The sequence below is a fragment of the Pseudomonas sp. NPDC087342 genome (genome assembly GCF_044744265.1).
Taxonomy (GTDB): domain Bacteria; phylum Pseudomonadota; class Gammaproteobacteria; order Pseudomonadales; family Pseudomonadaceae; genus Aquipseudomonas; species Aquipseudomonas nunensis.
This window is the reverse complement of the sequence record NZ_JBIUXZ010000009.1, coordinates 73,466-94,422: the sequence shown is the minus strand read 5'-3', so window position 1 is coordinate 94,422 and position 20,957 is coordinate 73,466. Positions and strand designations below refer to the sequence as shown.

Below are 20,957 nucleotides of genomic sequence, written 5' to 3'. Positions count from 1 at the left end.
GTTAACACTTCCCAATCGGTGATGCTACGTGTCGTCAGTCCAAGGCCCCCACAGCGAGCTCGTCGGCGCGTTATATCGCGACCATCGCGGTTGGCTATTGGCTTGGCTGCGCCGCAATGTGGCCTGTCCGCAACGGGCCGAGGACCTGAGCCAGGACACCTTTGTCCGCCTCCTCGGTCGTGACGAACTCAAGGAACCGCGCGAACCCCGGGCATTCCTGGTGGCGATCGCCAAGGGTCTGCTGTTCGACTATTTCCGCCGCGCCGCGCTGGAACAAGCCTACCTCACCGAACTGATGCTGATTCCCGAAGGCGAGCAACCGTCGGTGGAAGAACAGCAAATGATCCTCGAAGACCTAAAAGCCATCGACCGTCTGCTCGGCAAACTCTCGTCCAAGGCCCGGGCGGCGTTTCTGTATAACCGTCTCGACGGCCTGAGCCACGGCGAAATCGCCGAGAAACTCGGGGTCTCGGTGCCGCGAGTGCGCCAGTACCTGGCCCAGGGCATTCGTCAGTGTTACATCGCCCTGTACGGTGAGCCGGTATGAGTCCGGCCAGTTCCAAACCGGTGTCGGCACAGGTGCTGGACGCCGCGATTGCCTGGCAATTGTCGCTGGATTCCGGCAGCCCGATCGAGCGCGAAGAATTCGCCAAATGGCACGCTGCCCACGAAGAACACGCCCGCGCCTGGCGCCAACTGGGCATGCTCGACCAGCGCTTCAGCGTCGCCAGCGGCCCGGCCCGCACGGCGTTGCTGCAATCACGCGAAAGCATCCGCCGGCGAGTGCGCAAGCTTGGCAGTGGCTTGGCCAGTGTTGTCGCGGTGATCGGTTTGGCGTTGTTCGCCGGTGATCGTTACTTGCCCATCGACTATTGGCTGGCCGATCAGCGCACCGCCACCGGTGAACAACGCACCCTGCGCCTGGCCGACGGCACCGTGATCAATCTCAACACCCACAGTGCCGTGGATGTGCGCTTCGATGAGAAGCAGCGGCGGATCATCCTTCAGGAAGGCGAGATCCTCGTCGAAACCGGTCATGGCGATGCCCGGCCGTTTATCGTCGAAACCCGCGAAGGCAGCATGCGCGCACTGGGGACGCGGTTCCTGGTCAAGCGCGAAGACGAAGGCACGCGGCTGAGCGTGTTGAAATCGGCGGTGGCGGCTCATCCGGAGTCGAGCCCGGAAGAACAGATCCTGCGCGAAGGCCAGCAAGTGCTGATGCGCAGCAACGGTTTGGGGCCAATCGTCGCCCTCAACCTCGGCGCCGATGCCTGGACCCGCGGCATGCTGGTCGTGGACAACGCGCGCCTGGAAGACTTGGTGCATGAACTCGGCCGTTACCGCCGTGGGCATCTGGGCGTGGCGCCGGAGATTGCCGATTTGCGGATCACTGGCAGCTTCCCGCTGCACGACACCGACAAGGCGTTGAGCGCGCTGCTGCCGACCTTGCCGGTGCAGATCGAACAGCACACGCCGTGGTGGGTGACGGTGGCGAAGGCTGACGTCAAACCCTGAGATTTGCGGTGTCTGGTCGGACGCCTTCGCGGGCAAGCCTCGCTCCTACATTAGAAATACGTTCCCCCTGTAGGAGCGAGGCTTGCCCGCGAAGAGGCCAGCAGCCACACCACAAATCACGAATCAAAATTATTTTCATCCAGCCCTATCACTTTTGCATTCTCGTTCGGCACCTAGGCAATTGAGAAATATTTCCATTCAGGAGCCTCTGTATGTCCCGTTCGCTCGACACCTTGTTGCGCCCCAGTTTGCTGGCGGTCGCCATTGCCCTCTGTGCCCCTCTGGCCAGCAGCCAACTGATCGCCGCTGAACAGGCGTCCAGCGTTCGCGCCTACAACCTGCCGGCCGCGCCGTTGGCCAGCACCCTGAACCAGATTGCCAGCCAGTCCGGTCTCGCGTTGTCGCTGAATCCGTCCCTGGCGGCGGGCAAGACCTCGGCCCCGGTCAACGGCCAGTTCGATGCCACCGGCGCCTTGCGTGAAGCCCTGCGCGGTACCGGTTTGCAACTGGAACAAAGCAGCACCGGCACCTACAGCCTGGTGGCTGTGCCCGACGGCGTGATGGCGCTGCCGGAAACCGCGGTCATTGGTGTGGAAAACGCTGAAACCGCGTGGAGTCCAGTTGAAGGCTACGTCGCCACGCGCACTGCTGCCGGCACCAAGACCGACACCGCACTGGTCGAAGCACCGCGTTCGATCTCTGTCGCTACCCGTCAGCAAATGGAAGATCGCGGTGTGCAAAACCTCGATGACGCCGTGCGCTACATGCCCGGCATCACCGCCAGCAGTTACGGCAGTGACACGCGGGACGACTGGCTGCGAGTGCGCGGTTTCGAGCCGACCCAGTTCCTCGATGGCCTGCCCCTGCCCCGGGGCGTCTACTCCAACCCGAAACAGGAAACCTGGAACCTTGATCGCCTGGCCCTGCTGCGCGGCCCGGCCTCCTCGGTGTACGGCCAGACCCCGCCGGGCGGCCTGCTGGACATGGTCAGCCGCCGTCCCAGCGCCGAGTCGAGCCATGAAATCCAGCTGCAATACGGCAGCGACAACCATCGCCAGATCAGCTTTGCCAGCACCGGCAAGATTGATGACGAAGGCCGGTTTCTCTACGGTCTGAGCGGTGTCCTGCGCGACAGCGGCACACAGGTCGATCACGTCGACAACAAGCGCTACAACATCGCCCCCAGCCTGACCTGGAACATCGACCCGGACACCAAGCTCACCCTGCTGACGCAATTCACCCGCGACGATACCGGCATCACCAGCCAGTTCCTGCCGGTGCAAGGTACGAAGATCCGTTCGCCGCTCGGCGATATCTCCCATCACAAAAACCTGGGCGACCCGGACTGGGAATACTACGACCGCACCTACTACGCACTGGGCTACGCCTTTGAACATCGTTTCAACGATGTCTGGCAGTTCAAGCAGAACCTGCGCTACACCAAGTCGGACCTGTCGTTCCAGGCACTGACGCCAGGTGCGTACCCGTTCACCCAGGTTGACGCCCAGGGCAACGTGGGTCGCTCGAGCACCAGTGTCGACGAAGACATCAGCCAGTTCGCCGTGGACAACAACTTGCAGGGCGACTTCGCCACCGGCGACATCCGCCACACCCTGCTGATCGGTCTCGATCACCAGCGCAGCAACAACAACTACACCTCGATCTTCGGCGACGGTCTGACCACCAACGTCAATAACCCGATCTATGGCCAACCCATCGAACGCCCGGCACGTTCGACGGCGTTCTACGACTACGACCAGAAGACCTACCAGACCGGCGTGTACGTCCAGGACCAGATGGCCCTCGACCAATGGCGCCTGACCCTCGGCGGGCGTGAGGACTGGGTCCACACCGGCACCAAGTTCTTCAACAAGGGCGATGCAACCAACACCGAGCGGGACAAGAAATTCAGCGGCAACGCGGCGATCAGTTATGTATTCGACTCGGGCTTCGTGCCCTACCTGTCCTACGCCGAGTCGTTCCAGCCCACCAGCAAAGCCACGTCCTCGCCGACCGATTCGTTCAAGCCGACGGAAGGCAAGCAATGGGAACTGGGCATCAAGTACCAGCCACCGGGCAGCAATACTCTGCTCACCGCTGCGGTGTATGACCTGACCCAGAAAAACGTCTCCGTCACCACGACCAATTCGGACAGCGTCTCGATCACCAGCCAGACCGGCGAAGTGAAGGTTAAAGGCCTGGAACTGGAAGCGGTTTCCGACGTAACGGACAATCTGAAAGTCATCGCCGCCTACACCCTGGCCAAGTCCGAAGTGCAAAAAGGCGATTTCAAAGGCAATCGCCTGCAACTGATGCCTAACCAGCAAGCCTCGTTGTGGGCCGATTACACCTGGCACAACGGCGTGCTGGATGGTTTCGGCATCGGTGCGGGCGCGCGCTACACCGGCAACACTTATGGCGACCAGGGCAACACCTGGCTGGGCAAGGCTGACGCCTACACGGTGTTCGACGCAGCGGTGCATTACGACTTGGGTCGTCTGGATAACAGCCTGAAAGGCGCATCGTTGGCACTGAATGCCACCAACCTGTTCGACAAGGACTACATCTCGACTTGCGACAGTTTCTACTGCTACTACGGTGACCAACGCAGCGTCGTCGCCAGCGCCACTTACAAGTGGTAATCGCCTGACCTGACACGCGCTATGACCAAGCCGTCCTTCGTGGACGGCTTTGGTATTTCTGAAGGCTACGAAATGAAAAGTAAAACAATTCGCCGCTGGTCCTGCATCCACACCTGGACCAGCCTGATCTGCACGGTGTTTCTGCTGATGCTGGCACTGACCGGCCTGCCGTTGATCTTCCACCACGAGATCGACCATCTGCTGGGCGATGCCGCCGAGTTGAAGGTCATGCCGGCCGATACGCCGCAGCTGAATTTGCAGCAATTGGTGACGGCCGCGGAAAAACATCGTCCCGGCGAAGTCATGCAGTATTTCGGCTACGACGATGAAGACCCCAACGGCATGATCGCGATCATGGCGAAAACCGCCGGCACCGAACCAAACTCGTCCCACACCTTTATGCTCGACGCCCGCACCGGCGAAGCGCTGGAGATGCCGTCGGCCAATGGCGGGTTGATGATGGTCATGTTGCGATTGCACGTGGACATGTTCGCCGGGCTGCCGGGCAAGTTGCTGCTGGCGTTCATGGGGATCATGTTCGTGCTGGCGATCATCTCGGGCACGGTGCTGTACCTGCCATTCATGCGTCGGTTGAAATTCGCCACCGTGCGCCAGGACAAATCCACCCGCCTGCGCTGGCTCGACCTGCACAACCTGATTGGCGTGGTGACCCTGACCTGGGCGCTGGTGGTCGGTGTGACTGGCGTGATCAGCGCTTGCGCCGACCTGCTGATCGCCGCGTGGCGCAACGACAGCCTGAGCGCGATGGTCGCGCCCTACCGCGATGCGCCGCCGCTGACACAACTGGCCCCCGCCACCCGTTTGCTCGACATCGCCAAGGAAGTCGCGCCGGGCATGCAGCCAGACTTCATCGCCTTCCCCGGCACGCGCTTCTCCAGCGAACACCATTACGCGGTGTTCATGAAAGGCAGCACGCACCTGACGTCGCACTTGCTGACTCCGGTGTTGATCGACGCCAGCACGCTGAAGGTCACCGCCGTAGCGGAGCGTCCGTGGTACATGGACGCGATGGGCATGTCGCAACCGCTGCACTTTGGTGATTACGGTGGCATGCCGATGAAAATCCTCTGGGCGACGTTGGATGTACTGACCATCATCGTGCTCGGCAGCGGGGTTTATTTGTGGGTGGTGCGGCGCAGAGCGGCGAAACCTGCGCTGGCGAAATTGGAGCACCCGGCATGAAGCCCAGGCAGTCGAACTTCTGGAAAGTCTTTGCGACACCGACGGTGATTGCACTGCTGAGTGCCGCCGGGTTGTTCTCGGCATTACTAGGGGATGGAATTTGGGATGCCTTGAGTTGGCTGGGCCTGGGCATCCCAGCCGCCCTCGCCCTGCGCGGTTTGCTGCAACGCCGCTAATCCTCAGAAATACCTCACTCCCTGTGGGAGCGAGCTTGCTCGCGATAGCGATTCATCATTCAACATAGATGTCGACTGACACGCCGCTATCGCGAGCAAGCTCGCTCCCACAAGGGATAGGCGCACATTTCCAGTCTTGAGCTATCGAACCAACGCGCTATGCTGCCCCGCACTGCCACCGACCGAGACGCTGCCATGTCCGCCCCGAGCATGACCCTGTTCTACAACCCCGCTTCGCCCTTCGTTCGCAAAGTCACGGTGCTGTTGCACGAGACCGGCCAGACCGACCGCGTGGCTCTGCAACTCAGCCAGTTAACGCCGGTCAGCCCGGACCTGGCACTCTGCGAAGACAACCCGCTGGGCAAGATCCCGGCCCTGCGCCTGGCCGATGGCAACGTGATCCATGACAGCCGGGTGATCCTCGATTACCTCGATCACCAGCATGTCGGCAATCCGCTGATCCCGCGCGACGGTCCGGCCCGCTGGCGCCGCCTGACCCTGGCCTCCCTGGCCGACGGGATCATGGACGCCGCAGTGATGATTCGCTACGAACAAGCCCTGCGCGCCCCGGAGAAACACTGGGACCAGTGGCTCGACGGCCAGCGCGACAAAATTCGCCGTGCTCTGGCATTGCTCGAGGCGGATGCGATTGCCGAGCTGACCAGCCATTTCGATGTAGCGGCGATCAGCGTGGCGTGTGCCCTGGGTTACCTCGACTTGCGCCATCCTGATCTGGACTGGCGCGCAGCGAATCCGAAACTGGCCGAGTGGTTTTTTGAGGTGAGTCAGCGGGCTTCGATGTTGGCGACGATTCCTAAGGTTTAGAGCTTCGCCGACTTACCCGGCCTCATCGCGAGCAAGCTCGCTCCCACAGGGGTTTTGTGTGTTCACGCAATCCAATGTGGGAGCGAGCTTGCTCGCGATGGCACCAACGCGGTTCAACTGGCAAGAACTCGACAATCCGTGTCACCAGGTTTTCCCTCCAGCGCTGATCCTCGCGCAACCCCAACGACCGGCTCATTCCACCGCTCCCATATCAAACTCCAACGGCTTGGCCGTCTTCGCCCCGATCCCGTACCAGTCCAGTTTGCGGGTCAGCACCATGAACACACCCAGCAGCCCGAACAGCAACAGCGAGCCCATCAACAGCGCGTAATCCTCGGCACTCAGCAAGCCATAAAGCAAACCGTACAACGCCGCCAACCCCGCCGAAAAACTCAAGCCGTGGCGCACGCTGCGCAGCACGTGGCAGACATAGAAACCGATCAGCAACACACAACCACTCGCCGACAACAGATACGCCAGGGCAAAGCCAATGTGTTCGGACAACGACAGCAGCAACAGGTAGAAGAACGCCAGGGCCACGCCGACCAGCGCGTATTGCACCGGGTGCACTGCCAGGCTTTTCAGCACTTCGAATAGGAAGAAACCGGCGAACGTCAGGACGATAAACAGCAGCGCATATTTGATCGCCCGATCACTTTTCAGGTACTGGTCCACCGGGTCGATGAAGCTCACGCCGAAGCTGCGGGCGTTGAACGCGTCACAACCCGCGCCGGCCGCGCAACTGCTCAACGCTTCTTGCAGGTTGGTGGAGAAAAACGAGGTCTGCCAATTGGCGTTAAAGCCCTGATCACTGACTTCACGCTGAGTCGGCAGGTAGTTGCCGATGAAGCTTGGGTGCGGCCAATTGGCGGCGAACGATACCTTGCTGGTCTTGCCCACTGGCAGCACCTGCAACTGACCGGTGCCCTGCAAACGCAGGTCGAAACCGAAGGCCAATTCCGTGGCTTTTTTTGCATCGAGCACCGGCAACATCACATGCACGCCTTCACCCAAAAACCCGACCTGGCTACCCGGAACGAAGTCCAGGCGCTGACCATCGAGCTCCAGTTTCAGCGCGTTCTCGATGCCGCGAATATCGCTGATGCCGACGGCCAGGAATGGCTGGTCGAACTGGTAGTCGGCGAAGTCTTCCTTGATGCCCAGTTGTTCAGGGATCGAGAAATGCCCGCTGATGCGGTTGTCGGCGTGGAACAGCCGCGCTTCATAAATGCCCCGGGAACGCAGTTCGGTCTGGACGTTGCCATCCAGTTCAAAGCGTTCCGGCAGAAAGTACAAACGGCCCCGCTCTTCGCCGACTTCCTGATAACGCTCGTTGGTTTTTTCGTTGAGCTTCCAGCTGCGCACCACCTTGCGGTACGGCACCACCATCAGCGGCCCGCTCAGTTGCTGGCTGTAGCTGGAGCTGCGGGCAATGTCTTCAAGCACGCCATCGCGCAGTTGCTGACGGTCCTGGATCACGCCGTTGATCATCAGCAACGGGATCAGCAATAACAGAATCAGCAGGGCAATTGCCCCGAGTTTGATGGTCAGGTTGCGGTTCATGTGGGTCTCTCCCTGTTCGAATGAGGGGGAGTCTGGGTTTGGTGTGTGGGGGTTTTGTGGGGGGAATGTGGAGACTTTGTGGAAAGTGTTTTGGCAGGTAGATCCACCCCTCACCCTAACCCTCTCCCCAAAGGGGCGAGGGGACTGACCGATGTGCTCTTGGAGCTACATCGACCTGAAAGTCCGAGTCGAACTCAGATCTTAAGAGCGATGGAGATCGGCTCCCTTTCCCCCTCTCCCCTCTGGGGAGAGGGTTGGGGTGAGGGGTGGCTCTAATAAGGCAGGCGCAACGTCATTTCTACCCCGCCCTCAACATTACCGATTTCCATCGCACCCCCATGCAACTTAAACACCTCTTCAACGAAGTTAAGCCCCAACCCCGTACTTTTACGCCCACTGTCCGGTCGCGGCAGCGAGTAGAACCGCTCGCTCAACCGCGGCAGCGCATAGTCGGGAATCGCCTCTGCCTGATTGAACAATCGGAACTCAATCCACTCGCCAACCCGCTCTGCGCTAAATCGCAAAACACCTTGGGCAGGCGTGAAATCCAAGGCATTTTCCAGCAAGTTGCCCAACGCCTGACGCAACAAAAACGGCTCGCCGACCAAGGCCAGATCCGCCGCAATCGTCTGTTCAACCCGCAACTGCTTGCCTTCGATTCGCGCTGCCTGAGCGTCCAGTAATTCGTTCACCAACGCAGCCAACGGCACTTCAACCCGCTCTTCCAGACCCTGTCGCTGCTCGACCTGCGCCAAATTCAGCAACCGCTCGATCAACTGCTGCATCCGCGCACTTTCGCTGTCGATGTTGCTGACGAAACGCTGCTGCTGGGCCAGCGGCATCTCGCCTTGCAGCAATTCCGCTGCGCCGCGAATCGCCGCCAACGGGCTTTTCAATTCATGGGTCAGGGTGTGCACGTAGCGCTCGACGTAGGCCTTGCCTTCCAGTTGCGTGCGCATCTGCTCCACCGCCGTCGCCAGTTGTTCCAGCTCGCCGCCGCGATAATGCGGCACTTCGACCCGGCGGCCTTCGCTGACGGCTTGAGCATAAGCGGTCAATCGCCGCAACGCCGCGCTCAGCCACCACGACAGCAGTGCGCCAAACAACAGGCCGAGGCCGATCAACCCGGCGCCGTAAGCGAATAATCGACGTTCCGTGCGATCGACGTAGGGCTGTAATGAGCTGTTGGGTTTGGCCACAGTGACCACGCCTATGATCTGGCCGTTGTCGCGAATCGGCGCGCCAACGTGCATCACCGAGGAGCTCGCATCGTTGGGATCGCTGCGGCTCGAACGCGCGCCGTATTCGCCGCGCAGGGTCAGGTAGACGTCGTTCCAGCGCGAATAATCCTGGCCCACCGCCATGCCGCTGGAGTCCAGCACCACGATGCCCTTGGCGTCGGTGACGTAGATGCGGTGGCTGACCTGATTCTTCGGCAAGCCCCAGATGCTCGCCTTCGGTTGCCGCTCGCCGTAGGCCTTGAGCAGTTGTGGCCAGTGATTCTGGTTGAGAGTGCCGGCCTTGAAGTCGTCGCGCAGGATTTCCGCCATCAGGTTGGCAGTGTCCACCAGGGTTTCTTCGGTGGACTGGCGCACACCGGGACGGATTTCCTGCATCACGGTGTTGAGCACGAAGTAACCGGTCAGGCCGATGAACAGCACGTAGACCAGGAAGATGCGGATGCCCAACGCCATCAGCTATGCCCCGGGCTGTAGCTGTAGCCTAGGCCGCGATGGGTCTGGATCGGTTCGGCGTCGGCCTGCACCAACCGCAGTTTGGCGCGCACGCTCTTGATGTGGCTGTCGATGCTGCGTTCGTAACCGGCATCGGCGGCCACACCCAGTGCGTCGAGCAATTGCTCGCGGCTGAACACCCGTTCGGGCTGTTCGAGCAGGCATTGCAGCAGGCGGAATTCGTGGCGGGTCAGGCTCAGGGTTTGGCCGCGATAGGTGATCTGCACCCGTTCGCTGTCGATGCGAAACAGCGCTGACGTCACCTCGGGTGCCGCGCGGGGCGCCATGCGCTTGAGGATCGCCCGAACCCGCGCCGCCACTTCCCGTGGGCTGAACGGCTTGACCACGTAGTCGTCGGCGCCGATTTCCAGGCCTACAACGCGGTCGATTTCACCGTCCCGGGCGCTGAGGAAAATCACCGGCACCTCGCTGAAACGGCGCAGCTGCTTGCAGGTCTCGAAGCCGCTGATGTCCGGCAGGCCGATGTCGAGAATGATCAGGTCGGCCGGGGTCTGGCGCTGATGCTCAAGCGCGGCCGCGCCGAGGCTTACCCAAGTGGTGGTGAAGCCTTCGCCCTGCAAGGCAAATATCAACGTGTCGGCAATGGCCGCTTCGTCTTCGACTATCAGGATATGAGGCATGGTGTCCGAGCACGGCAGTTAAGTTGCGCAACGGTGGCCCAAGCCTCTCATCCCGTCAATCAGCAGTCGGGTTTGTCCGCGGTAAAGCGTCGTGCCGGGTTCACGGCCGCACCGAATTCGCGCAAGGCCTTGGCGCCGATCAGCAGCGGGTAATTGAAGCTGCTGCGGTCGGTCAGGTTGACCTCGACCGTGCGCTTGACGTTGCCCAGGCACAGTTCCAGATCGACGACCGGACGCTTGGTGGGGGCGGCCTCGTCCTTGTCATCCTCGTCTTCTTCGGAGCGGGTCTTGATCTTGCTGATCCGCGAGATTTTGTGCTCGTAGACCTTGTTGCTCGCGTCCTTGGTGCCGAGGCGGAAACGCACCCAGTCGTCGCCGTCACGGGTGAACATTTCGATGTCCTTGGCCGACAGAGACGCGGTCAGGGCGCCGGTGTCCATTTTGGCCTTGAGGACTTCACCGCCGATTTCCGGCAGCGCGATGTATTCGTAGCGCCCGTACAGGGTCGGCTCGGCGGCCATGACCGGCAGGGCCACGAGGGTCAGCAGTGCAAGGAGGGATTTCACGTAATGGGCTTCCTTGGGAAATAGGGGCGCAGAGGCCAAATTCTAGACCGCAAAAAACAACGATAGTTGGACCAACGCAAACCTTTGTGGCGAGGGAGCTTGCTCCCGCTCGAGTGCGCAGCGCTCATAAAATATTTGGGGCCGCTTCGCAGCCCAGCGGGAGCAAGCTCCCTCGCCACAAGGATCTCCATCAGGCAGGGAGCATAACGGTTCAAAGGTGAAACATTCGTCACCGCCGATTTGGCCTGTCGCCCGAAGCTGCTTATCATGGCGCGCCCAAAAGCTTCCAAGAGTTACTTATGCGCCGCCTGCTCACCGGCTGTTTCGTTACCCTGCTGTTGTTGTTCAACACCCTGGTCCTGTTTGGGCCGCTGATGGTGTTCGCCTTGCTCAAACTGATCCTGCCCGGACGCTTTCGCGACTATGCCTCGTGGTCGGTGATGTGGATTGCCGAGACCTGGGCCGAAATCGACAAGCTGATCTTCCGCTTGTGCATCCCCACCCAATGGGACATTCGCGGCGGCGCCGACCTGCGCGGCGACACCTCGTATCTGGTGATCAGCAACCACCAATCCTGGGTCGATATCCCGGCGCTGATCCAGACCCTGAACCGGCGCACGCCGTTCTTCAAATTCTTCCTCAAGAAAGAACTGATCTGGGTGCCGTTCCTCGGCCTGGCCTGGTGGGCGCTGGATTACCCGTTCATGAAGCGCTACACCAAGGCGTTCCTGGCGAAAAACCCTGAATTGGCCGGGCATGATCTGGAGATCACCAAAGCGGCGTGCGAACTGTATAAGCGCCAGCCCGTGACGGTGGTGAATTATCTGGAAGGCACTCGTTTCACGGCAGCTAAAAGCTCTCAGCAGCAATCACCGTTCACCCACCTGCTCAAGCCCAAGGCTGGCGGCGTGGCGTTTGTGTTGGCGGCGATGGGCGAACAGCTGGACGCCATTCTCGATGTGACGGTGGTGTATCCGCAGCAGAAGATTCCGGGGTTCTGGGATTTGATCAGCGGCAATGTGCCGAAGGTCATCATCGACATCCAGACCCGTGAACTGGACCCGGCGTTGTGGCAGGGGGATTACGAAAACGATCCGGTGTTTCGTGAAACGGTCCAGAACTGGGTCAACCAGCTCTGGATCGAGAAGGACCGGCGCATCGACGCGTTGCGCGCCGAGCGCCGCTGAATCAGCTACCGGAACCGGCGCCCCAGATCCCGCCCAGGCTTTCCAGCAGCGGGCCGCCAACGCCTTGGCCGCCGAGGTATTGGAGGATCACCGGGGCGAATTGGCCGACCATCCCGCTGTCCATGCCCAACGCGCTGAACGCAGTGTTCAGGTCATTGGTGTTCTTTACGTTGCCCAAGGCATTTTCCAGGCCTGCGGATTTACCGGACGAGCCGAGCAATCCGCTCAGGGCGCCCAGTTGACCACCGCCCGAGAGCTTGTCCAGGCCCGGCACGCTTTTGGCCAGTTGCGAGTAGTCGGTGGAGCTCAGTTGGTTCTTGGCCAATCCCAGCATCGCAGCGGTGCCACCGACGGCTTGCTCGGGTTTTACATTCAACTGCGACGTCAGCGCGCCGAGCAGACCAGCGGTTTCCTGCGTCGGGGCGGCGGCAGTGGCGGCGTTACCGCCCTGCATGCTCGAAGCCGCTTTGGCCACATCGTCCAGGCTGAACCCGGCGAAGACCGGGCTGGCCGCCAGGGTCATAAGCGAAGCCAGTACAAAACCGCGTGAAATCTTCATCGAGACAACCTCTTTAGGCATAAACCACCCACCGATGGGCGGCGAAAAACTGTGCGTTCGACTGGCAACCCGGAGGATTGTTCCCAATCCCCTGTGGGAGCGGGCTTTGTGGCGAGGGGGCTTGCCCCCGTTCGGCTGCGAAGCAGTCGTCAGTCTGTTCAATACGGTCTGCGAAAAAGCGGGGCCTCTTCACGACCCAACGGGGGCAAGCCCCCTCGCCACAATCAAAAAAGAATGCCTGCGTGCTGCATCCAGTCTAGCCCCACGCACGTATATCAAACACGGACAGGAACAACCGCGCGCCGTGAACTAACCTCTTCGCAGCTCACCGCCGCTCCTTTGATTGCCTGGAGAACCGTTATTGCCACCGCCGACACCGATCAGCTCCGACAGCTTCTCGCCCAGTGTTCACTAGGGAACCGCCGCGCGTTCGAAACGCTGTACCGCAGCGTCGGCCCACGCTTGTACGGTGTCGCCCTGCGTTTCATGGGCCGTCATGACCTGGCCGAAGAGGTGCTGCAGGAGAGCTTCGTGCGTATCTGGAACAACGCTTCGCGCTATGAATCACACCTGTCGGCGCCGCTGACGTGGATGATCAACATCACCCGCAACCAGGCCATTGACCAGTTGCGCAAACACCGCGACCGGCCGTTGACCGATCTGGAAGAACTGGCGCTGGTGGATGAAAGCCCCTCGGCCCACGAATTACTGAACCGGACCCGCGAAGCCAGCGCCTTGAACCGCTGCCTGGAAAGCCTCGACGGCATGCAGCGCCAATCGATTAGCGTCGCCTACTTTCAAGGGCTGTCCTGCTCTGAACTCGCCGAACACCTGGCTGCGCCGCTGGGTTCGGTCAAATCCTGGATCCGCCGTGGCATGGAGCGCCTGCGCAGGTGCCTTGAATCATGAACTACCAAACCCCGTCCCTGCGCCGCGCCCTTGCTGCTGATTACGCCATCGGCTTGATGCCTGCCGCCGCTCGTCGACGTTTTGATCAGTTGCTGCTGGAAGACGCGGCGTTACGCGCAGAACTGGCGCATTGGCAGGACAGCCTCGTCAGCCTGACCGAAGCGTTGCCCGAACAGCCGGTGCCGGAGCGTGTGTGGGAAGCGATCACTGCGCGGATCGAACCGCAGCATCTGCATGTGCCCGAGAAGCGTTCATTTTGGAACTGGATACGGGTGACGGTTGCGTTGTGCTCGCTGGTGGTGGTCGTGTTCCTGAGCATGCTCTACAACCGGGATGATGCGCGCTACAGCGCCACCCTGCTGAGCGCCGATGCACAGCCGGCGCTGAAAGTTGAAGCGCATGAGAATTACCTGAACGTTGAACCGCTGACATTGGCCGCCGTCACACCGGAGCAAAGCCTGGAGCTGTGGGCGATACCGGCGGATGGCAAGCCGATTTCCCTCGGCGTGATTCCGCGTGGCGGCAAGGGCAAGGTCGAATTGAGCGATGCGCAGAAGGCGTTGATCGGCAAGCCGATTGCGTTGGCGGTGAGTCTTGAGCCGAAGGGCGGCTCGCCAACCGGGCAACCGACGGGGCCGGTCTTGTATCAAGGGGCGTTGGTGGCGCTGTAGCTCACCTTTGTGGCGAGGGGGCTTGCCCCCGTTCGGCGGCGCAGCCGTCGTGAAACAAGTCACCTCGTTTTTCTGATATACCGCGCGGGATGGTTTTAGGGCCGCTTCGCGCCCCAACGGGGGTAAACCCCCTCGCCACAGGGGTTGTGTCCTCTCCAACAAAAACGGCGACCCGAAGGTCGCCGTTTTGCATTGCGTGAAGCCTTACGCCGCGCTGAACAACTTGTGCGGATCGATCACAAACTTCTTCGGCACACCGGCATCGAACTCGCCGTAGCCACGTGGCGCGTCATCCAGGCTGATAACTTCCACGCCGACGATGTCAGCGATGTGGATACGGTCCCACATGATCGCCTGCATCAGCTGGCGGTTGTACTTCATCACGGGCGTCTGGCCCGTGTGGAAGCTGTGGGATTTAGCCCAGCCCAGACCGAAGCGAATGCTCAGGCTGCCCATTTTCGCGGCAGCATCCACCGCACCCGGATCTTCCGTCACGTACAGGCCCGGAATCCCGATTTTGCCCGCCACGCGAACCACGCCCATCAGGGAGTTGAGCACGGTGGCTGGCGCTTCGTGTTTCACGCCGTCATGGCCGTGGCCGCGCGCTTCGAAGCCTACGGCGTCGACGGCGCAATCCACTTCTGGCTCGCCCAGCAGTGCGGCGATTTGCTCGTGCAGCGGTGTGTCGAGGGACAGGTCGGCAATTTCGAAACCCTGAGCCTTGGCGTGCGCCAGGCGAATTGGGTTGACGTCACCGATGATCACCACCGCCGCGCCCAGCAGGCGAGCGGAAGCGGCAGCGGCCAGACCGACCGGACCGGCGCCCGCGATGTACACGGTGCTGCCCGGGCCAACACCGGCAGTCACTGCCCCGTGGTAGCCGGTCGGCAGGATGTCGGAGAGGCAGGTCAGGTCGCGGATTTTTTCCATCGCGCGATCACGGTCCGGCAGTTTCAGCAGGTTGAAGTCCGCGTACGGCACTAGCGCATATTCAGCCTGGCCGCCGGTCCAGTCGCCCATGTCGACGTAACCGTAAGCGCCACCAGGACGGGCCGGGTTAACGCTCAGGCAGACGCCAGTGTGCATTTCCTTGCAGGAACGGCAGCGCCCGCAAGCCACGTTGAACGGAACAGAGACCAGGTCGCCGATTTGCAGGTTCTCGACGTCGCTGCCCTTCTCGATCACTTCACCGGTGATTTCGTGGCCCAGGACCAGGCCGGTTTGAGCGGTGGTACGACCGCGCACCATGTGCTGATCGGAACCACAGATGTTGGTAGACACCACGCGCAGGATCACAGCGTGATTGATCTTCCTGCCACGCGGGTCCTGCATTTTCGGATAGTCGATTTTCTGTACTTCGACCTTGCCAGCGCCGAGATACACCACACCACGATTGCCAGACATGCTTTCACCTCGCTGTTGTTTTTATGTAGCGGTCGCGTCGCCATGGATCGGCGGCACGTTGATTGCTCTGGGTTGTGCTTGTGTCTTTGTCTTGTGTTGTTTGTTGTAGCCTCTTCGCGGGCAAGCCTCGCTCCTACAGGATTGAAGTTGTTCCCATTATTGGGGCTCGCCTCACCCCTGTAGGAGCGAGGCTTGCCCGCGAAGGCGATCTAAAGAACGACCGTGCGATTGGCGTTCAAAAACACCCGTCGCTCAATGTGATAACCAACGGCTCGAGCCAACGTCAGCCCTTCAATATCCCGCCCCTTGGCGATCAAATCTTCCGGGTAATGACTGTGGTCCACCACCTCCACGCCCTGGGCGATGATCGGGCCTTCGTCCAGGTCGTTGTTGATGTAGTGCGCCGTGGCGCCGACCAGCTTCACGCCCTTGTTGTAGGCCTGGTGATACGGCTTGGCGCCCTTGAAACCCGGCAGCAGGGAGTGATGGATATTGATCGCCTTGCCGTCGAGTTTGCGGCACAGCTCCGGCGACAGGACTTGCATGTAACGGGCAAGGATCACCAGTTCGGCGCCGGACTCTTCGATCACCTGCAACACCTGGCGCTCTTGCGACGGTTTGTCGTTGGGGTCCAGGGGGAAGTGGTAGTACGGAATCTGGTGCCAGTCCGCCAACGGCTTGAGGTCCGGGTGGTTGGAAACCACGGCGGCGACGTCCATCGACAACTGGCCGATGCGCTGGCGGTAGAGCAAATCGTTGAGGCAGTGATCGGCCTTGGAGACCATGATCACCACTTTTGGCCGGTAGTTCGGCGCGGTCAGTTCGAAGATCATCCCGAAATGCGCGCCGCGTTCTTCGAGCCCGGCGCGAAAGGCCTGTTCGTCGAAGCCGTCAGGCTGGCGGAACTCCACGCGAATGAAAAAACGACCCGAGAGCCGGTCATCGAAGGAATGGTGCTCGGTGACGTAGCAGCCCTGCTCGAACAAAAAGCGGGTCACCGCATCCACGGTGCCGAGGACGCTTGGGCAATCGGCGGTCAGAATCCATGTGTCTGGGGCGCGGCTCATAGTGCGGTGACTCCTGTTGTGATGGGCAACCGCTTCGCGGTTGTTCGCGGGCAAGCCTCGCTCCTACAGGTCCGCGTCGTACGAATTATTCGCGCACGAACCGTAGGAGCGAGGCTTGCCCGCGAAGGCAATCTCAAGCCTGGACGCTAAGCCCGTACTCAGCCGCCGCATCCTGCAACCACAACCACCAGTAATCCGAGAAGCTGCGGCGGATCAGCAGTTCCCAGGTGTCTTCGGCGGTGTGGCGGATCACCAGTTGCGACTTGGCGAACACCGTGCCGACAGCCTTGCCCACCGGGAAGCTGTTGGGATGCACGTCGTAGCTGGTGGATTTCATCAGCACCTGGCGCACGTTCGGGCCGCTCAGTTCGAGGATCTGCTGGCCGCCGCTGACGTTGACGATCTGGATATGCAGGTCGCCCAGCGCTTCACGGAGTTTCTGCTCGGCGGCGAACTCTTCACCGCTCGGCACGATCAGCAGCCATTCATCCGGCCCCATCCATTGCAGGCTGGTTTCGCCTTTGACGATGACGGTCAACGCGCCCGGCAATTCGATGCCGAGGGCCTTGTGCACGCCAGCGCTGAACGCGGCGTCATGGCCATCGCCACGAATGGTCAGGTGGCCGAGGAGTTTTTTCTCACGCACGATCACGCCGGCGTTTTTGCGGCCCTTGCCCACCAGGCTGGCGAGGTCGGCATGATGCAGCGACGACTCGGCCTTGGCCCCGGTGGTTGGGCGTTGTTGGTACACATTGGCTGCGGTCATAAAGCACCTGTTCCTGAATTCTGTTGGTTCAATACCTTGTGGTGGCTGTTCTGCCGCCATCGCGAGCAAGCTCGCTCCCACAGTGGATTGATGCCTGACACAAACTTCCCTAGCGACTTCAATCCTGTGGGAGCGAGCCTGCTCGCGAATAGCCGCCCGCCCACAGGACCCGAAGCGAATTAAATGTTCTGGCGATCACCCTTCGGATCGAAGAACACCGAAGAAACAATCTCCGCCTCGATCACGCTGCCATCGGCCAGCGGTGCGAACACCCGCTCGCCCATGCGCTTCAAGCCGCCCTTCACCACACCCATGGCAAACGAATAGCCGAGGGAGTTGTGCGCGTAGCTGGAAGTCACGTGGCCAACCATGGTCATCGGGATGGTTTGCTTGGTGTTGAACACCAGTTGCGCCCCTTCCGGCAGCCATTTGGTCGGATCGATCGGCTTCAGGCCTACCAGTTGTTTGCGTTGATCACGCACACAGTCTTCGCGATTCATCCCGCGCTGGCCGATCCACGAGAACGGTTTGGTGCGACCGACACACCAGCCCATGTTCAGGTCGTCCGGGGTCATCGAACCGTCGGTGTCCTGACCGACGATGATGAAGCCCTTCTCGGCCCGCAGTACGTGCATGGTTTCGGTGCCGTACGGAGTCAGGTTGTACTGTTTGCCGGCGGCGACGATTTTCTCGAGCACGCCCATCGCATAGTCGGCCTGCACGTTGACTTCGTACGACAGCTCACCGGTAAACGAAATCCGGAACACCCGCGCCGGTACGCCGCCGACCAGACCTTCTTTCCAGGTCATGAACGGGAACGCTTCGTTGGTCAGGTCGATGTCGGTGACTTCGCTGAGCAGCTTGCGGCTGTTCGGCCCGGACAGGGTCATGGTTGCCCAGTGATCCGTCACGGAAGTGAAGTACACCTTCAGGTCTGGCCATTCGGTCTGTTGGTAGATTTCCAGCCATTGCAGTACGCGTGCAGCGCCGCCAGTGGTGGTGGTCATCACGAAATGGTTGTCGGCGAGACAAGCGGTTACGCCGTCGTCGAAGACCATGCCGTCTTCTTTGCACATCAGGCCATAACGCGCCTTGCCCACATCGAGCTTGGTCCAGGCGTTGGTGTAGATACGGTTGAGGAACTCACGCGCATCCGGGCCTTGAATGTCGATCTTGCCGAGGGTCGAGGCGTCCAGCAGGCCAACGCTGTCGCGCACGGCTTTGCATTCGCGTTTTACCGCGGTGTGCAGGTCTTCACCGTTTTTCGGGAAGTACCAAGGACGTTTCCACTGACCGACGTCTTCGAATTCCGCACCGTTTTTCACGTGCCAGTGATGCAGCGCGGTGAAACGTACCGGTTCAAAGATGTGCCCACAGTGACGACCGGCCACGGCGCCGAAGGTGACCGGCGTGTAGTTCGGACGGAACATGGTGGTGCCCATCTGCGGGATGGTCACGTTCAGCGAACGGGCGGCAATCGCCAGGCCGTTGACGTTGCCGAGCTTGCCCTGGTCGGTGCCGAAGCCCAGCGCGGTGTAGCGTTTGACGTGCTCGACCGACTCGAAGCCTTCGCGGGTCGCCAGTTCGATGGCGGCGGCGGTGACGTCGTTTTGCAGGTCGACGAATTGCTTCGGCGCCCGTGCGGTGTTCTTTTCGTGCGGCACCTGGAACAGCGCCAGGGTCGGCTCTTCGAGACGGCTCAGGGCTTTCGGCAAGGTGCCTTCGACCACACTGAAACCGGCTTCGCTGGCTGCGCGAGCGCCGCCTTCAAAACCATCGGCCAACGAATCGCCGAGGCCATAGACGCCGTTGATGCCACCGACGCACACGCGTTTCTGCGGTGCTTCGCCCGGTACGAAACCGAGGATGTCTTCACGCCAGGTCGGCTTGCCGCCCAAGTGCGAAGCCAAGTGGACCACCGGGCTGTAGCCGCCGGACGTCGCGACCAGGTCGCACTCCAGCCATTCGCCAGGGCTGGTGACAGCGTGGCCTTTGACATCAATCGCCGCGATGCGCGCAGCAGTCACGCGCTTGGTGCCGCGAGCCTCGATCACGGCGCTGCCGGTCAAGATGCGGATGCCTTTGGCGCGGGCTTCTTCCACCAGCGCACCGCGCGGGTTGCTGCGGGCGTCGGCGATGGCGACGACTTGCAGGCTGGCATCGAGCCAATCCAGCGCCACGCGATAAGCGTGATCGTTGTTGGTCGACAGCACCAGTTTCTTGCCCGGTGCCACGCCGTAACGGCGCACGTAGGTGGAAACAGCGCCAGCGAGCATGTTGCCCGGCACGTCGTTGTTGCCGTAGACCAGTGGACGCTCGCAAGCGCCGGTCGCCAGCACCACGCGCTTGGCGCGAACCCGGTGGATACGCTGACGGACTTGGCCAATCGGCGCGCGGTCGCCGAGATGATCGGTCAGGCGCTCGTGAATGGTCAGGAAGTTATGGTCGTGGTAGCCGTTGACCGTGGCGCGCGGCAACAGCAGCACGTCCGGGGTGTCTTTGAGTTCGGCGATGACGCTGGCGACCCATTCGGTAGCCGGTTTGCCGTCGAGGCTTTCGCGGGAATCGAGCAGGCTGCCGCCGAACTCTTCCTGCTCATCGGCCAGGATCACGCGAGCACCGCTGCGCGCAGCGGCCAATGCAGCGGCCAGGCCAGCAGGGCCGGCGCCGACGATCAGCACGTCGCAGTGCTGGTTCATGTAGTCGTAGGTGTCCGGATCGTTCTCGGTCGGCGAGCGGCCCAGACCGGCGGCCTTACGAATGTACTTCTCGTAAGTCATCCAGAACGATTGCGGGTACATGAAGGTTTTGTAGTAGAAGCCCGGCGGCATCAGCTTGCCGCCGACCTTGCCGAGAATCCCCATCATGTCGTTGTTCACGCTCGGCCAGCCATTGGTGCTGGTGGCGACCAGACCTTGGTACAGCGCTTGTTGCGTGGCACGCACGTTCGGGATTTGCGTGGCTTCGGTAGCGCCGATCTGCAGCACTGCGTTCGGCTCTTCGGCACCGGCGGCGAAGATGCCACGCGGGCGGGAATACTTGAAGCTGCGACCGATAATATCGACACCGTTAGCCAGCAAGGCAGCGGCCAGCGAGTCGCCCTCAAAGCCTTTGTAGACCTGGCCGTTGAAGGTGAAGCTCAGCACTTTGTTGCGGTCGATCCGTCCGCCGTTGGACAGGCGATTGATCTGGCTCATACCTTCTCTCCCAGAGCCGTCGTAGCCGCTTTCGAGCTATCGGTCTTGTCGGTGAATTGTGGCTTGGTGCCGATCTTGTAGGTTTCGAGAATCTCGTAGGTCACGGTGTCGCGGGTCGCGTTGAAGTACTGACGGCAACCGGCGGCGTGGATCCACAACTCGTGGTGCAGACCGCGAGGGTTATCGCGGAAGAACATGTAGTCGCCCCACTCCTCGTCGGTGCAAGAAGTCGGATCCAGTGGACGCGGGATGTGCGCCTGGCCGGATGCGTGGAATTCCTCTTCGGAGCGCAGCTCGCCGCAGTGAGGACAGAAGATATGCAACATGGGGATT

At 61.1% G+C, this 20,957-nt stretch carries 19 protein-coding genes; 9 read left to right on the top strand and 10 right to left on the bottom strand.

Going from position 1 to position 20,957, the window contains the following annotated elements:
* The first annotated feature begins 28 nt into the window (after positions 1-28).
* The 6 genes from ACIOYV_RS19385 (at position 29) to ACIOYV_RS19360 (ending at position 6,361) form a co-directional block, all read left to right on the top strand.
* Entirely contained in the window at positions 29-547 is a 519-nt protein-coding gene (locus tag ACIOYV_RS19385) for an RNA polymerase sigma factor (protein WP_054044188.1), read from the top strand.
* Positions 544-1,515: a FecR domain-containing protein gene (locus tag ACIOYV_RS19380; protein ID WP_401326099.1), complete on the top strand. Its 972-nt coding sequence runs from the start codon at positions 544-546 to the stop codon at positions 1,513-1,515. Before ACIOYV_RS19385 ends, ACIOYV_RS19380 begins: the two co-directional genes overlap by 4 nt.
* Positions 1,516-1,727: 212 nt before the next feature.
* Positions 1,728-4,157 (top strand): TonB-dependent siderophore receptor, encoded by a 2,430-nt coding sequence (locus tag ACIOYV_RS19375; RefSeq protein ID WP_401326096.1) that lies wholly within the window; start codon positions 1,728-1,730, stop codon positions 4,155-4,157.
* Between the two features lie 72 nt (positions 4,158-4,229).
* Positions 4,230-5,360 (top strand): PepSY-associated TM helix domain-containing protein, encoded by a 1,131-nt coding sequence (locus tag ACIOYV_RS19370; protein WP_401326094.1) that lies wholly within the window; start codon positions 4,230-4,232, stop codon positions 5,358-5,360.
* Positions 5,357-5,536, top strand: a complete 180-nt coding sequence (locus ACIOYV_RS19365; protein WP_265041311.1) for a hypothetical protein — start codon at positions 5,357-5,359, stop codon at positions 5,534-5,536. The genes ACIOYV_RS19370 and ACIOYV_RS19365 overlap by 4 nt, the downstream gene beginning before the upstream one ends.
* Before the next feature lie 195 nt (positions 5,537-5,731).
* Positions 5,732-6,361, top strand: a complete 630-nt coding sequence (locus tag ACIOYV_RS19360; protein WP_401326091.1) for a glutathione S-transferase — start codon at positions 5,732-5,734, stop codon at positions 6,359-6,361.
* A gap of 192 nt (positions 6,362-6,553) precedes the next feature.
* Here the strand turns inward: ACIOYV_RS19360 and creD are convergent, their stop codons facing one another.
* The 4 genes from creD to ACIOYV_RS19340 form a co-directional block, all read right to left on the bottom strand.
* Positions 6,554-7,924: a cell envelope integrity protein CreD gene (gene creD / locus ACIOYV_RS19355; RefSeq protein ID WP_401326088.1), complete on the bottom strand. Its 1,371-nt coding sequence runs from the start codon at positions 7,922-7,924 to the stop codon at positions 6,554-6,556.
* A gap of 272 nt (positions 7,925-8,196) precedes the next feature.
* On the bottom strand, positions 8,197-9,618 hold the full coding sequence (gene creC, locus ACIOYV_RS19350; RefSeq protein ID WP_401326086.1) for a two-component system sensor histidine kinase CreC: 1,422 nt from the start codon (positions 9,616-9,618) through the stop codon (positions 8,197-8,199).
* Positions 9,618-10,298, bottom strand: a complete 681-nt coding sequence (creB, locus tag ACIOYV_RS19345; RefSeq protein WP_401326083.1) for a two-component system response regulator CreB — start codon at positions 10,296-10,298, stop codon at positions 9,618-9,620. The genes creC and creB overlap by 1 nt, the downstream gene beginning before the upstream one ends.
* Positions 10,299-10,357: 59 nt before the next feature.
* Positions 10,358-10,864 (bottom strand): ATP-dependent zinc protease, encoded by a 507-nt coding sequence (locus tag ACIOYV_RS19340; RefSeq protein WP_054044197.1) that lies wholly within the window; start codon positions 10,862-10,864, stop codon positions 10,358-10,360.
* A 299-nt stretch (positions 10,865-11,163) separates the two neighbouring features.
* Between ACIOYV_RS19340 and ACIOYV_RS19335 the strand changes: the two genes are divergently transcribed.
* Complete coding sequence (locus ACIOYV_RS19335; protein WP_401326080.1) at positions 11,164-12,051, top strand: acyltransferase; 888 nt, start codon at positions 11,164-11,166, stop codon at positions 12,049-12,051.
* Position 12,052: 1 nt separating this feature from the next.
* On the opposite strand, the gene ACIOYV_RS19330 is transcribed toward ACIOYV_RS19335, so the two are convergent.
* Positions 12,053-12,610 carry a DUF2780 domain-containing protein gene (locus ACIOYV_RS19330; protein WP_401326077.1) on the bottom strand — a complete coding sequence of 186 codons (558 nt, stop codon included), beginning with the start codon at positions 12,608-12,610 and terminating at the stop codon, positions 12,053-12,055.
* Between the two features lie 234 nt (positions 12,611-12,844).
* Between ACIOYV_RS19330 and ACIOYV_RS19325 the strand changes: the two genes are divergently transcribed.
* Positions 12,845-13,519: a sigma-70 family RNA polymerase sigma factor gene (locus ACIOYV_RS19325; RefSeq protein ID WP_401326074.1), complete on the top strand. Its 675-nt coding sequence runs from the start codon at positions 12,845-12,847 to the stop codon at positions 13,517-13,519.
* Complete coding sequence (locus ACIOYV_RS19320) at positions 13,516-14,190, top strand: anti-sigma factor domain-containing protein (protein WP_401326071.1); 675 nt, start codon at positions 13,516-13,518, stop codon at positions 14,188-14,190. Before ACIOYV_RS19325 ends, ACIOYV_RS19320 begins: the two co-directional genes overlap by 4 nt.
* Positions 14,191-14,394: 204 nt before the next feature.
* Here ACIOYV_RS19320 and fdhA read toward each other — a convergent pair whose 3' ends face one another.
* The 5 genes from fdhA to ACIOYV_RS19295 form a co-directional block, all read right to left on the bottom strand.
* Complete coding sequence (fdhA, locus tag ACIOYV_RS19315) at positions 14,395-15,594, bottom strand: formaldehyde dehydrogenase, glutathione-independent (RefSeq protein WP_054044201.1); 1,200 nt, start codon at positions 15,592-15,594, stop codon at positions 14,395-14,397.
* Positions 15,595-15,803: 209 nt separating this feature from the next.
* On the bottom strand, positions 15,804-16,661 hold the full coding sequence (purU, locus tag ACIOYV_RS19310; RefSeq protein ID WP_054044202.1) for a formyltetrahydrofolate deformylase: 858 nt from the start codon (positions 16,659-16,661) through the stop codon (positions 15,804-15,806).
* A 133-nt stretch (positions 16,662-16,794) separates the two neighbouring features.
* Entirely contained in the window at positions 16,795-17,427 is a 633-nt protein-coding gene (locus tag ACIOYV_RS19305; protein WP_290026588.1) for a sarcosine oxidase subunit gamma, read from the bottom strand.
* 179 nt (positions 17,428-17,606) lie between these two features.
* Positions 17,607-20,624 (bottom strand): sarcosine oxidase subunit alpha, encoded by a 3,018-nt coding sequence (locus ACIOYV_RS19300; protein WP_401326067.1) that lies wholly within the window; start codon positions 20,622-20,624, stop codon positions 17,607-17,609.
* Entirely contained in the window at positions 20,621-20,950 is a 330-nt protein-coding gene (locus ACIOYV_RS19295) for a sarcosine oxidase subunit delta (protein WP_054044205.1), read from the bottom strand. The genes ACIOYV_RS19300 and ACIOYV_RS19295 overlap by 4 nt, the downstream gene beginning before the upstream one ends.
* Positions 20,951-20,957 lie beyond the last annotated feature (7 nt).

Excerpts from the sequence above, each read along its gene's own strand:
- ACIOYV_RS19380 (WP_401326099.1), top strand. The coding sequence starts at position 544 with ATGAGTCCGGCCAGTTCCAAACCGGTGTCGGCACAGGTGCTGGACGCC.
- ACIOYV_RS19375 (WP_401326096.1), top strand. The coding sequence starts at position 1,728 with ATGTCCCGTTCGCTCGACACCTTGTTGCGCCCCAGTTTGCTGGCGGTC.
- ACIOYV_RS19370 (WP_401326094.1), top strand. The coding sequence starts at position 4,230 with ATGAAAAGTAAAACAATTCGCCGCTGGTCCTGCATCCACACCTGGACC.
- ACIOYV_RS19365 (WP_265041311.1), top strand. The coding sequence starts at position 5,357 with ATGAAGCCCAGGCAGTCGAACTTCTGGAAAGTCTTTGCGACACCGACG.
- ACIOYV_RS19360 (WP_401326091.1), top strand. The coding sequence starts at position 5,732 with ATGTCCGCCCCGAGCATGACCCTGTTCTACAACCCCGCTTCGCCCTTC.
- creD (WP_401326088.1), bottom strand. The coding sequence starts at position 7,924 with ATGAACCGCAACCTGACCATCAAACTCGGGGCAATTGCCCTGCTGATT.
- creC (WP_401326086.1), bottom strand. The coding sequence starts at position 9,618 with ATGGCGTTGGGCATCCGCATCTTCCTGGTCTACGTGCTGTTCATCGGC.
- creB (WP_401326083.1), bottom strand. The coding sequence starts at position 10,298 with ATGCCTCATATCCTGATAGTCGAAGACGAAGCGGCCATTGCCGACACG.
- ACIOYV_RS19335 (WP_401326080.1), top strand. The coding sequence starts at position 11,164 with ATGCGCCGCCTGCTCACCGGCTGTTTCGTTACCCTGCTGTTGTTGTTC.
- ACIOYV_RS19330 (WP_401326077.1), bottom strand. The coding sequence starts at position 12,610 with ATGAAGATTTCACGCGGTTTTGTACTGGCTTCGCTTATGACCCTGGCG.
- ACIOYV_RS19325 (WP_401326074.1), top strand. The coding sequence starts at position 12,845 with ATGCCTGCGTGCTGCATCCAGTCTAGCCCCACGCACGTATATCAAACA.
- ACIOYV_RS19320 (WP_401326071.1), top strand. The coding sequence starts at position 13,516 with ATGAACTACCAAACCCCGTCCCTGCGCCGCGCCCTTGCTGCTGATTAC.
- fdhA (WP_054044201.1), bottom strand. The coding sequence starts at position 15,594 with ATGTCTGGCAATCGTGGTGTGGTGTATCTCGGCGCTGGCAAGGTCGAA.
- purU (WP_054044202.1), bottom strand. The coding sequence starts at position 16,661 with ATGAGCCGCGCCCCAGACACATGGATTCTGACCGCCGATTGCCCAAGC.
- ACIOYV_RS19305 (WP_290026588.1), bottom strand. The coding sequence starts at position 17,427 with ATGACCGCAGCCAATGTGTACCAACAACGCCCAACCACCGGGGCCAAG.
- ACIOYV_RS19300 (WP_401326067.1), bottom strand. The coding sequence starts at position 20,624 with ATGAGCCAGATCAATCGCCTGTCCAACGGCGGACGGATCGACCGCAAC.
- ACIOYV_RS19295 (WP_054044205.1), bottom strand. The coding sequence starts at position 20,950 with ATGTTGCATATCTTCTGTCCTCACTGCGGCGAGCTGCGCTCCGAAGAG.